At 51.0% G+C, this 12,569-nt stretch carries 14 protein-coding genes (1 of these 14 running past the window's edge); 10 read left to right on the top strand and 4 right to left on the bottom strand.

Annotation, left to right across the window (positions count from 1 at the left end; translation table 11 throughout):
* Nucleotides 1–227 precede the first annotated feature (227 nt).
* Together proS and HP435_RS05310 are read left to right on the top strand one after the other, a co-directional pair.
* The gene (gene proS, locus HP435_RS05305) at nucleotides 228–1,694 is read left to right on the top strand and encodes a proline--tRNA ligase (RefSeq protein WP_173600104.1); all 1,467 of its coding nucleotides are present in this window, start codon (nucleotides 228–230) and stop codon (nucleotides 1,692–1,694) included.
* A 338-nt stretch (nucleotides 1,695–2,032) separates the two neighbouring features.
* Nucleotides 2,033–2,632 carry a hypothetical protein gene (locus tag HP435_RS05310; RefSeq protein WP_173600103.1) on the top strand — a complete coding sequence of 200 codons (600 nt, stop codon included), beginning with the start codon at nucleotides 2,033–2,035 and terminating at the stop codon, nucleotides 2,630–2,632.
* Nucleotides 2,633–2,779: 147 nt separating this feature from the next.
* Here HP435_RS05310 and HP435_RS05315 read toward each other — a convergent pair whose 3' ends face one another.
* On the bottom strand, nucleotides 2,780–3,418 hold the full coding sequence (locus HP435_RS05315) for an HAD family hydrolase (RefSeq protein ID WP_173600102.1): 639 nt from the start codon (nucleotides 3,416–3,418) through the stop codon (nucleotides 2,780–2,782).
* A gap of 84 nt (nucleotides 3,419–3,502) precedes the next feature.
* On the bottom strand, nucleotides 3,503–4,135 hold the full coding sequence (locus tag HP435_RS05320; RefSeq protein ID WP_063228734.1) for an ArsR/SmtB family transcription factor: 633 nt from the start codon (nucleotides 4,133–4,135) through the stop codon (nucleotides 3,503–3,505).
* A gap of 151 nt (nucleotides 4,136–4,286) precedes the next feature.
* On the opposite strand from HP435_RS05320, the gene bcp reads away from it, so the two are divergent.
* The 4 genes from bcp to HP435_RS05340 are packed head-to-tail and all read left to right on the top strand — an operon-like array spanning nucleotide 4,287 to nucleotide 7,220.
* Nucleotides 4,287–4,757, top strand: a complete 471-nt coding sequence (gene bcp / locus HP435_RS05325; protein ID WP_173600101.1) for a thioredoxin-dependent thiol peroxidase — start codon at nucleotides 4,287–4,289, stop codon at nucleotides 4,755–4,757.
* 48 nt (nucleotides 4,758–4,805) lie between these two features.
* Nucleotides 4,806–5,858 carry a M42 family metallopeptidase gene (locus HP435_RS05330; protein ID WP_122966126.1) on the top strand — a complete coding sequence of 351 codons (1,053 nt, stop codon included), beginning with the start codon at nucleotides 4,806–4,808 and terminating at the stop codon, nucleotides 5,856–5,858.
* Nucleotides 5,859–5,867: 9 nt separating this feature from the next.
* Nucleotides 5,868–6,629: a class I SAM-dependent methyltransferase gene (locus HP435_RS05335; protein WP_173597072.1), complete on the top strand. Its 762-nt coding sequence runs from the start codon at nucleotides 5,868–5,870 to the stop codon at nucleotides 6,627–6,629.
* 42 nt (nucleotides 6,630–6,671) lie between these two features.
* A complete protein-coding gene (locus HP435_RS05340; protein ID WP_173600100.1) occupies nucleotides 6,672–7,220 on the top strand; it encodes a cob(I)yrinic acid a,c-diamide adenosyltransferase in 549 nt (182 codons plus the stop codon).
* A 46-nt stretch (nucleotides 7,221–7,266) separates the two neighbouring features.
* On the opposite strand, the gene HP435_RS05345 is transcribed toward HP435_RS05340, so the two are convergent.
* Nucleotides 7,267–8,181: a complex I NDUFA9 subunit family protein gene (locus tag HP435_RS05345; RefSeq protein WP_122966123.1), complete on the bottom strand. Its 915-nt coding sequence runs from the start codon at nucleotides 8,179–8,181 to the stop codon at nucleotides 7,267–7,269.
* A 128-nt stretch (nucleotides 8,182–8,309) separates the two neighbouring features.
* On the opposite strand from HP435_RS05345, the gene nth reads away from it, so the two are divergent.
* The 3 genes from nth (at nucleotide 8,310) to HP435_RS05360 (ending at nucleotide 11,553) form a co-directional block, all read left to right on the top strand.
* Nucleotides 8,310–8,966 (top strand): endonuclease III, encoded by a 657-nt coding sequence (nth, locus tag HP435_RS05350; RefSeq protein ID WP_122966122.1) that lies wholly within the window; start codon nucleotides 8,310–8,312, stop codon nucleotides 8,964–8,966.
* Between the two features lie 144 nt (nucleotides 8,967–9,110).
* Nucleotides 9,111–9,548 carry a peroxide-responsive transcriptional repressor PerR gene (gene perR / locus HP435_RS05355; RefSeq protein ID WP_063228727.1) on the top strand — a complete coding sequence of 146 codons (438 nt, stop codon included), beginning with the start codon at nucleotides 9,111–9,113 and terminating at the stop codon, nucleotides 9,546–9,548.
* A gap of 259 nt (nucleotides 9,549–9,807) precedes the next feature.
* Nucleotides 9,808–11,553: a glycosyl hydrolase family 18 protein gene (locus HP435_RS05360; RefSeq protein WP_122966362.1), complete on the top strand. Its 1,746-nt coding sequence runs from the start codon at nucleotides 9,808–9,810 to the stop codon at nucleotides 11,551–11,553.
* Between the two features lie 72 nt (nucleotides 11,554–11,625).
* On the opposite strand, the gene HP435_RS05365 is transcribed toward HP435_RS05360, so the two are convergent.
* The gene (locus tag HP435_RS05365; protein WP_005827746.1) at nucleotides 11,626–12,000 is read right to left on the bottom strand and encodes a YgzB family protein; all 375 of its coding nucleotides are present in this window, start codon (nucleotides 11,998–12,000) and stop codon (nucleotides 11,626–11,628) included.
* Between the two features lie 117 nt (nucleotides 12,001–12,117).
* On the opposite strand from HP435_RS05365, the gene HP435_RS05370 reads away from it, so the two are divergent.
* Nucleotides 12,118–12,569 carry the 5' portion of a nucleotidyltransferase-like protein gene (locus HP435_RS05370; protein ID WP_173600099.1) on the top strand. It continues 424 nt past the right edge of the window, so the window shows 452 of its 876 coding nt (coding positions 1–452); the start codon lies at nucleotides 12,118–12,120; the stop codon falls past the right edge of the window.

Consider the following 12,569-nt stretch of genomic DNA (forward strand, 5'->3'; position numbering starts at 1 on the left):
AGAGAGTCGGCCCTAGTCTGGAAGGCTGATACGAGGCGTACCTGCACCCCATCCTGAAGCCGCCAGCGACGAGCTGGTCCGGTTGCCCGCCGTTATCGGGTTGTTGAGTGGACTTATGGCTTGTGCCATGGTCAATCAGGGTGGTACCGCGGAAGTGAATCCTCCGTCCCTTTTTTGGGATGGGGGATTTTTTGCATTTTCATGTAAGAAAAAAGGAGCGTAGAAGGATGAAAGAGGACAAAGCGTTCGTAAAAGAAATGACACCGCAGTCGGAAGATTTCTCGCGCTGGTACATCGATGCGATCAAAAAAGCGGATTTGATGGATTACACGCCAGTGCGCGGCTGCATCGTCTTCAAACCGGATGGCTTCGAGCTGTGGGAGCGCATCCAGGAGGCGATGGACAAAAGATTCAAAGAGACGGGACACCGCAACGCCTACTTCCCAATGCTGATTCCCGAGTCCTTTTTCCAAAAAGAAAAAGAGCACATCGAGGGCTTCAACCCAGAGCTGCCTTGGGTGACGGAAGCGGGAGGAGAGCAGCTGGAGGAAAAGCTTGCCCTGCGCCCGACTTCGGAGACGATCATCGGACATATGTACGCGCAGTGGATTCAGAGCTACCGCGACTTGCCGATTCTGATTAACCAGTGGGCAAACGTGTTCCGCTGGGAAAAGCGCACCATGCCATTCTTGCGTACTTCAGAATTTTTGTGGCAGGAAGGCCATACCGCCCATGCGAACGAGGAAGAAGCGCGCCAGGAGACCATGCAAATGCTGGAGATTTATCGCGAGGTTGTGGAGCAGGAGCTGGCGATTCCGGTATGGAAAGGGCAAAAAACGCCAAGCGAGCGCTTTGCAGGAGCAGTCGACACGTACTCCATCGAGGCGATGATGAAGGATGGCAAAGCGGTGCAGGCCGGAACCTCCCACTACTTGGGCGACAAGTTTGCGCGCGGCTTTGAGATCAAGTTCCTGGATCGCGACAATCAGTTCAAATACGTGCATACGACTTCATGGGGCAGCTCTACCCGCTTGATTGGCTCGATGATCATGGTGCACGGCGACGACCGCGGCTTGGCTTTGCCGCCGCGGATGGCACCGACTCAGGTCATCATGATCCCAGTCGGACCGATGAAGCTGCGCGATCAGGTCATGGTTGCATTCGATCCGCTGTTCGACGAGATCAAAGCGGCAGGCGTTCGCGTCCGGGCAGACTTGCGCGAGGAAACTCCGGGCTGGAAGTTCAACGAATGGGAGATGCGCGGTGTGCCGCTGCGCCTGGAGCTTGGGCCGCGCGACGTGGAAAACGGCCAGGCGATTCTCGCCCGCCGCGATACCGGAGAGAAAATAACCGTGCCACTGGAAGGCATTGCGCAGACGATTGCCCAATTGCTCGAAGACATCCAGCAAAATATGTTCCAAAAAGCGCTGGCCTTCCGGGAAGCCCATTCGCATCTCGAAATCGATACGCTCGCGCAGCTGTCCGCGCACATCGAAAAATGTGAGAACGAAAACACGCCAAGCGGCTGGGTGCTCGCAGGCTGGTGCGGAGACGACGCGTGTGAGTCCAAGGTCAAGGAAGAGACGAAGTTCACGTCCCGCAACATTCCGTTTGAACCGCCTGCGCAAAAATCGGTCTGCATTTGCTGCGGCAAAGAGGCGAAGCATACGGTTTGGTTTGGCCGTTCGTACTAAGGTTTCATTTAATAAACAAAACAAACAAGGGAGTGCTCCCCGTACGTAACGGAGCACTCCTTTTTGCATCCACAGGAGTCAGCGTGTGCGGGCAGGTTGTAAAGTATTTCCATTAACGTAATTTATCATTCGAGTAAAAAGTATATACATAAAAGTGAATATTTTGTATTTTTATTGATGGTTATAGAAACGACTCCACGAAGTATGTAATGTACATGGACCCATGGGATGGTCAACATTTTACTATGACTTATGACTCTTTCTTGGATAGCTCAAGACAAGAATGGATTGGCTCATTGTATGGTTTTGAGTCAGAATAATTTAAGGAGGGCAGTTGTATGAAGAGATATGTTTGGACATTGTTCGGTGCAGTTATAGTTGCTGGAATATCATTGGCTACTTGGGCTGGTGCATCCAATCAAGGGAACAAGGAAGCACTAAATGCATACAAGAAAATGGAACAAGCCCGGAATCAAGAGAACAAATTTTTGAACGAATCGAGCAATAATTTTACGCTGTCAGACTTCTCAATTCCAGGAGCTTTATTGTCAGAAGCGGATAAAATCAGCAAATACAAAGGTTCAAACGTTCATGAGTTATTGACTGCGCATGATGAGAAGCTTTCGTTTATTATGGAAGGTGATGAAGTAAAAGGTATCGCTATAGCAACAGATACGGAGCCAATCATGGCAGGTGGTGAAAAAACCGGCCCTGAATTGTTTGACCTTCATGAAAAAATAAAAAACGATCTTGGTGACAATGTCAACATTATGTACTTTAGTTATGCAGGCGGATTTGTTTTTGTTGCTACTGATAACAAAGGGGAGGAAAGCTTGTGGCTCGATCAACGCGCTGCTCAGTTTCTGGAGCTTTCTCCTCACGTTCAACTCGATTCCGAAGAAGTTTTGCAACGAATCCGAAACAATATAAATCAATAAAATGACAAGGGGGCGTCTCTTCGTCGAGCAATCGACTTTTGAGGCAGCCCCTTCGTATTATGCGGTCAAAATCCGTATATGAAAAAATCTCAGCCATGCAAGACTGTCTATTAACGAAGTAATAGCAGGTTAGGCAACCCGAATCAATCAGCGGCCAAGCACCCAGTCAACAAACGCCTGCGCGTCAGAAAAGCGATAGTCCGGCTCAGGATCGAAGCTCCCGGCCTTCTGGGTGACAAGCAGCCAGTCAACGCCGACCGTAGTCAGCCCTGCGGCGCGTCCCGCGATGATGTCTGCGTCGCTGTCGCCCACAAAAATCGCATTCTCGGCTGTAGCTCCCAGCTGTTTCAGCGCTGTGAAAATGCCTTCCGGCTTCGGCTTCGGCTCGGTCACCTCATCGCCTGTGATCACGACAGAAAAATACTTTTCCAATCCCCACTCGCGCAGCGATATATCTGCACTTCTGCGCCCTTTTCCCGTCACGACTCCCATCTGAATGCCCGCAGAATGCAACTGTTCAAGCATCTTTGCAAGCTGCGGAGGATTTTGCACCTGAGCGTGCTCAAGCGTGTACACATGGAAAAAATGATCGAGAGCGGCTTCGTGTTCATGGGCGGGCAGCTTGTTTTGCAAAATGCCAGTTTCGGTTGGACCAAACATCGCTACGATTTGCGCATCGGAGTAGTGCTCTTGCAAAAAGCGCTGAAAAGTAGAGCGAAAGGCCGTGAAAATGAGTGGGAGCGTATCGGCGACTGTACCGTCAAAATCAAACAAAATCGTGCGCATGGCTGCCCCTCCTTTGGAATAAAAAAAGAAAAACCATCTCTCTTGATGGTTTTCCTGGTGTTGGTCGATTTCCTTTTTACAGCTTTACAGCGGCTTGTTCTGGTCGTCTTGCTCCTCAAACTGCTCTTCCGAATCGTCTGTCGGCTCAGCAGGCGTCAGCGGAAACAAGACATCGAAAAACTTGAACTTGCGGCGGCCTTGCTCGTTTTTGAAGCCTTTGTACTTTTGCAACAGGTCGCTGATGTCGTCCACCAACTGATTGCGTTCTTCCTGGCTCAAATAAAATTCAGTCAGGTTGAAAGCAAAAGTATTCTGGTATTCCTTGCGAACATCCTGATCGCTTGCAACGAAACGATTGAGTGTCCTCATGAGATCCTTTTCTGTGGTGCGAAACGGAGTGAACATGACGTCACTCAATTGCTGTGCATTTTCTTCAATCATAAGCTGAAGCTTAACCTGAATCACCTTGGCGACTGGCTCGTAGTATTTCTCCACGATGGAACCTTTGACGCGGGTATCTACTTGTTCGAGCAAACCAACACGCACAAGTTCCTTCACGTGGTAGTGAAGACGTGCAGCATTTTCGCCTAGTTCCGTAGCGATTTGTTTGGCCGTACGCGGCTCCAAATCCTCGAAGAGTTCTAGAATCTTAACCCGTTCTGCTATGGCAAGGGATTTAAGCGCTTCTGGATCCGTTACTTCAAAAAACTCTTTCATGCCAATTCTCACCATCCAACTGACTAGGCCATTTTTTTATTTTTCTTAATTAATTCTATCGTTTTCTGCTAGAAAGCGCAACGTATATGCGGATGAAGTACCTGTAAGCTTGTGGTAAAATGAAACCAGTGATTTTTACGGGGGGATGAGCATGATCGAAACCGGACAAGCCGCGCCTTTATTTACTTTGCAGGCAAACAATGAACAGACGATTTCGCTTTCGCAATACCGCGGAAAAAATGTCGTGCTTTATTTTTATCCAAAAGACATGACGCCGGGCTGCACGACCGAAGCGTGCGATTTTAGAGACTATCACCCGATGTTCGCGGAGCTGGACACTGTCGTGCTCGGAATCAGCCCGGATTCCGTGAAGTCGCATGACAAGTTTATTGCGAAGCACGAGCTGCCGTTTGTGCTTTTGACCGATCCGGAGCATGAAGTTGCGGAGGCGTACGGCGTTTGGGTGCTGAAAAAAATGTACGGCCGCGAGTACATGGGAATTGAGCGGAGCACTTTTGTGATCGACAAGGAAGGCAACATCGCCAAGGTGTGGCCGAAAGTGAAAGTAAAAGGGCACGTACAGGAAGTGCTCCAGTTTATCAAGGAAGAGCTGCAAAGCTAAAATCGGCGTTTAATACATAGTCATAGTACATAAAAGGAGGATTTTCTCATGGGTGTGTCTACCGAGTATGTCGTTCAAGCTTTTTGCCAATTGGCGAATATCCCGAGTCCGTCTGGTAACACAGAAAAAGTAATGGCGTGGGTCGCCGGGGAGCTGGAGCAGCTTGGCGTGGAGTACAAACGGACGAACAAGGGAGCGATTGTCGCTACCGTGCCGGGAGCGCGTGATGACAAGGCGCGTTTGCTGACGGCGCACGTTGATACGCTGGGAGCCATGGTCAAAGAAATCAAAAGCAACGGACGCCTCAAGCTGACGTTGATCGGCGGTTTTGAGTTCAATGCCGTGGAAGGCGAGCACTGCACAGTGGAAACAGCGAGTGGCCGCCTGGTGACCGGGACGATTTTGTCTACGAAAGCATCTGTTCACGTCTATGGCCGCGAAGCAGGCAAGGCAGAAAGAACCGACTCCAACATGGAAGTTCGTCTGGACGAGAAAGTGACAAACCGCGAGCAAGTACAGGCGTTGGGCATTTCGGTTGGCGATTTTGTTTCGTTCGATCCGCGCGTGACGATAACAGACAGCGGCTTTATCAAATCGCGTCACATCGACGACAAGGCAAGCGTTGCCGTTCTGTTGGGCGTGTTGAAAGCGCTTCGCGAGACGGGCCAACAACTGCCGTATACAACCCACTTTTTCATCAGCAACAACGAAGAAATCGGTTATGGCGGCAATTCCAGCATTCCGGCCAACGTCGTCGAGTATTTGGCGGTTGACATGGGCGCGATCGGCGACGGACAGACGACCGATGAATATTGCGTCTCGATTTGCGCGAAGGATTCCTCCGGGCCGTACCATTACGGATTGCGCAGCCACTTGACACGTTTGGCGCAGCAAAATGGACTGAATTACGCGGTAGACATTTATCCGTTCTACGGATCAGACGCGAGCGCGGCGCTCAGGGCCGGATACGACATTGTTCACGGCTTGATCGGTCCTGGCGTGGATGCCTCCCACTCCCATGAGCGCACGCATACAGAAGCGCTCGACAATACAGCGAAGCTCGTCATGGCTTACCTGGCTTCCGAGGACATGCAAGCATAGGAGGGCGGCATGAGCAATATGTATCAATGGGCTGATTACTATGACCTGATGCAGCGCGGACTTGCTGGCGATGTTGAGTTTTATCTGGAAGAAGCGAAGCAAGCTGGCGGAAAAGTGCTCGATCTGGCCTGCGGGACGGGAAGGATTGCGATTCCGCTGGCTCAGGCCGGAATCGAGGTTACGGGGATCGACCTGTCGCAGGAGATGCTGGCAAAGGCGCAGGAAAAAGCAGATGCGCAAGGCGTCAGCGCCGGATTGAAGCTGTTGCAGGGAGATATGCGCAGCTTCGAGCTGGGGGAAACCTTTTCGCTGATCATGATCCCGTTTCGCTCGTTTTTACATCTCTTGCACGTTCAGGAACAAATGAAGGCGCTTGCCTGTATTCGCAAGCATTTGGCGCCAGGCGGCAAGCTCGTCATGAACGTCTTTGTACCGAAGATCAATCATTTTTACGAAGAAAATGAAAAGATGTCCCTGCGCGGCACACAGATGTTGCCTTCGGGAGAAGAACTGTCGATGTGGGACTACACCCGCTACGATCACTTCCAGCAGTTGTGCGAAGTGACCCGCATCTACGAGCGCACAGATGCAAACGGAGTGGTAACCGAGCGGCTGAAGGGACGTTTTGCCTTGCGCTACATTTATCCGTCCGAATTTCATCACTTGTTGCGGTTGAACGGACTGAAAGTGACCAAACGGTACGGAACGTTTGCCAGAGCGCCTTTTGATGCGAGCAGTACGGAGCTGATTGTCGTTTGTGAGTCTGTGTAGCTTACTTGTTCCAGACAAAAACCAATGAAGGCGGGGATCGGAATGAAGATTTATACGAAATCGGGAGACAAAGGCGAAACTTCATTGGTAGCGGGAGTGCGCGTGCCCAAGTTTGCAGATCGCGTCGAGGCGTATGGAACGTGCGACGAGGCCAACTCCCAGATCGGGCTTGCCTTGTCCTTGTTGCCTGCGTCCGATGCGTGGCAAGAGCTGCAGGATGTTTTCCACATCATTCAAACCAAGCTGTTCCACGTAGGGGCAGAACTTGCCACGCCGGAAGGGAAAAAGGTCGGCTGGCCGATTGCAGAGGATGATGTTACGTTCCTGGAGGGGCAGATTGACCAGTTGGATGCCAGTCTGCCGCCGCTCACGAACTTTATTTTGCCGGGAGGACATCCCGCTGCTGCTGCCTTCCATGTCGCCCGCACGATGGTGAGACGCGCAGAGCGAAAAGCCGTCCACGTTGCCCAGCAGGAACAGGTGAATCCGTCGGTGGTCAAATATCTCAACCGCCTGTCTGACTATCTGTTCGTCGTCGCCCGTCACGTGAACAAAGAGACGGGTTCTGTGGAGAAAACACTGCATGAATAAACAAAAGTCCCTGATTTTTCAGGGGCTTTTGCTTTTTGGCGGATCGTTATGAAAGATAGGTGGAGATTCCCGGGCGAAAGGCGATTTTTTCTGTGGAAAACGTGTCGTACAGCCGTTCGGCGTCCCGGCAGGCATTGCCTTCGAGCAGCATCGTCAGCTGGGTGTTGGTTATCGGAAAAAAGGAGAAGCCCTCCATTGCGTTGATGACTGGTTTCATGAAGGCGAGCGGGATGTGGATTTTGCGCACTTTTTGCTTGCCGAGCACCTCGCCGATCGTATCGAGAATTTGTTCATAGGAGACGGGAGCAGGCCCGCCTGTTTCGTACGTCTGATTGGTTGCCTCGCGATGGTTCAAGGCTTGGACAAAGACGTCCGCTACTGTTTTTCGCGCTACAGGCTGCAACAGGTAAGAGCCGTTTCCGAGCACAGGAGTGACTGGCATGCGAACAAGATCGGCCAGCATGTTTACAAACTCGTCGCCAGGCCCGAAAATGACCGATGGCTGAAAAATGACGTAAGGGATGCCGCTTGCTTTGACAAGTTGCTCCGCTTTGTATTTCGTAAGATGGTACTGGCTCGTCGCGTTTTCTCTTGAACCGAGTGCGCTCATGTGGACGAAGCGTTTTACGCCATGCAGTTTGGCTGCTTCCAGTACGTTGCGCGTGCCGTCGACGTGAATCCGCGAAAAAGTGATTCCTTTTCCCGGCTGCTCGCGAATAATTCCGACCAGGTGAATGACGGCGTCGCAGCCTGCCATGGCTGTTTTCAGCGATTCAGCGTCCAGTATATCCCCAGCCACTTCCGTCACGCTTCCAGGACCAGTCACCTCAGGGAGCAGTTTGCCTTTTGAATCTGCCCGACCTGGCCGGGACAAGCAAACGGTATCGTAGCCTTCTGCAATCAGACGATCCAGCACGCCTTTGCCGACAAAGCCGGTAGCTCCTGTCAGGAAAACTTTCATTCATATCGCCCCCTGTTAAATGATTCCAAGCTTATTGTACATCAGGTCACGAACTGCTTTCCATGGCTTGCGACGATTGCCGAGCTGTTCAAGATCGGTATAATGTAGGAAAAAGGGGGGATATATTTATGGCACAACGCAAAGTACCCGTTGCAGACATTCTGGACACACTTCAGCAGATGTACCCGGATGCACACTGCGAGTTGAATTATACAACCCCGTTTGAGCTTTTGATCGCCACGATTCTTTCGGCGCAGTGCACGGATAAGCGGGTGAATGAAATTACAGAACCGATGTTCAAACAGCTGAACCAGCCGGAACACTATTTGCATCTGACGCAGGAAGAAATGGAAGAGCATATAAGAGGGCTGGGCTTGTACAAGAATAAGAGTAAAAACATTTTGGAGACCTGTAGAATCTTGTACGAAAAGTACAATGGAGAGGTGCCGCGAACGCACGCCGAGCTGGAGGCGTTGCCGGGAGTAGGTAGAAAAACGGCCAACGTCGTACTCTCCAATGCGTACGGTGTTCCGGCGATTGCGGTCGATACCCATGTGTTTCGTGTCGGGAATCGCCTGGGCCTTGCCAAGAGCGACAATGTGGACGAAGTAGAGCGCCAGCTGATGAAGAAGATTCCGCGCGAAAAATGGTCGGATGCGCATCATTGGCTGATTTGGCACGGGAGAAGAGTGTGCACGGCGCGCAATCCGAAATGCGATCAATGCCAATTGCAATCCATGTGCAAATACGCTTTGACCGAAGCGAAAAAGGCAGCAAAAGCTTGATTTCCATTTCTTTCTCCGCAATCCGGCGGAATGGATATTGACAGTTTTCGCCGAATAGACGTACACTTATTTAAAGTAATTCTAATCAATGACAAACAGAGTTGATTGATCTTTTGTCTTGCGAAGACTGTGGGGTGTGACAATATGGCACAGCGTGTAGAAAAAGCTGTAGAAATCCTCAAAAACACCGGGGTTCGGATGACACCTCAACGCCATGCAATCTTAACCTATTTGCTGGAGACGATGACTCACCCGACGGCTGACGAAATATACAAAGCTCTCGAAGGCAAATTCCCCAATATGAGCGTCGCGACGATTTACAACAACCTCAGGGTTTTTAAAGATGCGGGTTTGGTAATTGAGCTGACCTACGGGGATGCTTCCAGCCGCTTCGATGCCAATGTGGAAGAAGACCATTACCACGCGATCTGCTCTAGCTGTGGGGCGATCCGGGACTTCCATTTCCCGTACTTGCGGGAGGCGGAAGAGGCTGCGGCGAGAGATATCGGGTTCAAAGTCACCGGCCATCGGATGGAAGTATATGGCGTCTGCGAGTCCTGTCAAAAGAGTACCCTAAATTGAGTTATGTGGATGAACACCTTTTGCCTCAACGAATGTCGAAGAGTTGAGGCAGAAGGTGTTTTTCTGTTGAAATGTGTAACGTTTTGGCTGTTTCAAACGTCTTTTTTTGGAGGGAGAACGGCTCGTCCTGCGTTTTCCAGTATACAAAAGGTTGTGAATCGTTTGAACCAAGGCTATGATCGAAATATTGCAGGAATGATACAGATGATCGGAACCGTGGCGAAAGCCCGTTGGTTGGGAGGAGGGTATAACCGTGAGCATGCAGCTTAATACAGTACCTCGTCCCAGACGCAGAAGGGGAAGAGCGCTGCGCAGACTTTTCATGCTGATGTTTTTCTTGCTCGCCATCTTTGGGAGCATTTACTGGTTTTTCGTGCTGCGGGCATCAACGGAACATGTGCAGCCGTACGACGGCGCCAAAGATGTCATCGTCTTTGAAGGAAAGCGCATGGATGCCACTTACTTGCTCGACGGGGAGCAAATCTTGCTTCCTTTTGATTTCATTAAAGAGAAAATCGACCCGGCGATCTTTTGGGATGAGCCTACCCGTTCTGTAATCGTGACGACGAAGGACAAAGTTTTGCGGATGGAGAGCGGGGAAGTCGTAGCTCATCTGAACAAGCAGCCAGTCAATTTGCAGGTGCCCGTGAAGGAAGTGGAAGGAAAGCGCTATGTGCCGCTTGATCCGCTCACCAAGCTGTATCCGTTTGCCTTCGAGCGAAAAGCCGATACAGGCGTGCTCCTTGTAGAGCAGGAAGGGTACGAGATCGAGCAGGCGCATGTGATCGGTGGAGAGGAAAAGCAGCTCGTCCGTGTTGGAGCCTCTCACCGGACACCGATCGTAAGCGAGCTATCCTCCGGGGATACAGTTGATGTTCTCGGAGAACAGGAAGGCTATTACCGCGTGTTGACAGCATCCGGGATTGCAGGCTTTCTTCCGGAGAAAAGCGTTGAGATGTCCGGAAAGCGAAAGGTCAGCTTGCAGCATGCCGGGTCTTCTGGCGAGCAAGTCGCATGGAAGCCTGATGGGCAAAAGGTGAACATGGTTTGGGAGCACGTCGTCAGCAAAAATCCGAATGTCGCCCAGATCGAGACGCTGCCTGGCGTCAATGTGATCGCACCTACCTGGTTTGAATTGAAAGATGCAGAAGGAACGCTTATAAACCGAGCGGACTCGGCGTATGTAAAATGGGCGCATAAGCGCGGCTACCAAGTGTGGGGGCTGGTCACGAACGGCTTCAACCCGGACTGGACCCAATCCGTTCTCGGCAGCTACGACAAGCGAGACAAGCTGATTGTCCAGTTGATCCACTATGCCCACTTGTATGATTTGGACGGCATCAACATCGACTTTGAAAACGTGTATTATGAGGACAAGGAGCGGCTCGTCCAGTTTGTCCGCGAGCTGACGCCTTACTTGCATCAGCAAGGACTAACCGTTTCCATCGATGTGACAATCAAGTCCAACGCCAAGACGTGGTCGATGTTTCTGGATCGCAAAGCATTGGCCGAAGTCGTCGACTACATGGCTGTCATGACCTACGATGAGCATTGGGCGGCAAGCCCGAAAGCAGGCTCGGTGGCGTCATTGCCATGGGTCGAAGCAGGCTTGCAAGGAGTATTGGAAGAAGTGCCGAACGAAAAGCTGCTTTTGGGTGTTCCTTTTTACACAAGATTGTGGACAGAAGCCAAGCAGGCTGACGGAACAGTCAAGGTAAGCTCCAAGGCGCTGTCCATGCCGAGAGCGCAGGAGTGGATAGCGGAGCGAAAGCTGACTCCGGTCCTGGATAAAGCATCTGGTCAGCAGTATGTGGAATACCGCGATCCCAAAGACGGGAATGTCTACAAGATGTGGTTGGAGGACGTCTCGTCCATGGCAAAGCGGATGGAGTTAGTGAAGAAATACGATTTGGCTGGAGTCGCCTCGTGGCGGCGAGGCTTCGAAGTGCCGGAGATTTGGCCGACCATCGAGGAAGGCTTGAAAAACGCTATAACCGCTCAGTAAAAAAGAAGCCACCTGCTGCCCGAATGGGAAAGTGCAGGTGGCTTATTGCATCTCGAACGAATGAGAAATCGATCATGTCTGGTTTTGCTGGGGCTGCCCGTCTTCCAGACGCAAAGGCTGTCCGCAAAACATACAGGCATCTTCTTTCCCAAGCATTTTCGTTACTTTTTGGCACGAAGGACATTCTACTTGAGGAGCAGAGGTAGATACCATGCCGGAGATCATAAACAAGACGGTGCTGCCCATCGTCAAAATAAAGCCGATGATCAAAAGCAGCGTCATGAAGATGTGAGAGCCTTTTAACAGGTTGCCAAGGAAAGGTATAAAGTCCAGATATCCTCCGAAAAAAGCGTACCCTGTATACATCAGCAAAATGCCGATCACCATGCTCCAGTTACCCCATGTGCGCATGCGTTTGATTTTGCTCAGGCGTTCAGTTTTTTTCATCATCATTCCTCCTACTATACAGTATAGCATACAAAGGATTTGTCTGTTGACAAGCAGGAAACGGACAAATCGTGTAGAATCCATAAGTTCAACCCAGGGGCAGGGAGGAACACTGACATGGCAATGAAGCGAGAGGAGAGTCAGCAAACGTATCTGAATAAGCTGCGGCAGCGCCCGGATGTACAAGCTGTGCTGGTTTTGCCTGTTTCGGATCTGCTGGTTCCGTTTCGCGATGGCGCCTTTTATCTTGTCGTGGTCAACCAGCCGCAAGCAGAGGGAAAAATCCGCCGTCTGCACATTCAGGGACGAGTGGTCATGGAGCAACAGATTAGTACCTGGCAGCTTGAAAAAGGGGCGGTTAGCGGTCTGGATGAACGTCTGGCTGCGTTGCTTTGGAGAGCGGATATTGTCTGGGACAAAGACGGTTATATGAAGCAGATGAAGAGTCGGCTGAGTCGTCTGCCTGTTGCGCTGCAAAAAAAGTTTATCTGTAGGGAGTATTCCCAACTCCTCCGTTTTTTCCACGAGACAAAAGAGTTTCTTCAGCAAGGACTGATCTTGGATGCCCA

Origin of the sequence: Brevibacillus sp. HD3.3A, assembly GCF_013284375.2 — a bacterium.
Taxonomy (GTDB): Bacteria; Bacillota; Bacilli; order Brevibacillales; family Brevibacillaceae; genus Brevibacillus; species Brevibacillus parabrevis.

Bases quoted from the DNA above. Each gene is read 5' to 3' on its own strand.
- HP435_RS05360 (WP_122966362.1), top strand. From the start codon at position 9,808: ATGCAGCTTAATACAGTACCTCGTCCCAGACGCAGAAGGGGAAGAGCG.
- HP435_RS05335 (WP_173597072.1), top strand. From the start codon at position 5,868: ATGAGCAATATGTATCAATGGGCTGATTACTATGACCTGATGCAGCGC.
- HP435_RS05340 (WP_173600100.1), top strand. From the start codon at position 6,672: ATGAAGATTTATACGAAATCGGGAGACAAAGGCGAAACTTCATTGGTA.
- nth (WP_122966122.1), top strand. From the start codon at position 8,310: ATGGCACAACGCAAAGTACCCGTTGCAGACATTCTGGACACACTTCAG.
- HP435_RS05315 (WP_173600102.1), bottom strand. From the start codon at position 3,418: ATGCGCACGATTTTGTTTGATTTTGACGGTACAGTCGCCGATACGCTC.
- HP435_RS05345 (WP_122966123.1), bottom strand. From the start codon at position 8,181: ATGAAAGTTTTCCTGACAGGAGCTACCGGCTTTGTCGGCAAAGGCGTG.
- bcp (WP_173600101.1), top strand. From the start codon at position 4,287: ATGATCGAAACCGGACAAGCCGCGCCTTTATTTACTTTGCAGGCAAAC.
- HP435_RS05365 (WP_005827746.1), bottom strand. From the start codon at position 12,000: ATGAAAAAAACTGAACGCCTGAGCAAAATCAAACGCATGCGCACATGG.
- HP435_RS05330 (WP_122966126.1), top strand. From the start codon at position 4,806: ATGGGTGTGTCTACCGAGTATGTCGTTCAAGCTTTTTGCCAATTGGCG.
- HP435_RS05310 (WP_173600103.1), top strand. From the start codon at position 2,033: ATGAAGAGATATGTTTGGACATTGTTCGGTGCAGTTATAGTTGCTGGA.
- proS (WP_173600104.1), top strand. From the start codon at position 228: ATGAAAGAGGACAAAGCGTTCGTAAAAGAAATGACACCGCAGTCGGAA.
- perR (WP_063228727.1), top strand. From the start codon at position 9,111: ATGGCACAGCGTGTAGAAAAAGCTGTAGAAATCCTCAAAAACACCGGG.
- HP435_RS05320 (WP_063228734.1), bottom strand. From the start codon at position 4,135: ATGAAAGAGTTTTTTGAAGTAACGGATCCAGAAGCGCTTAAATCCCTT.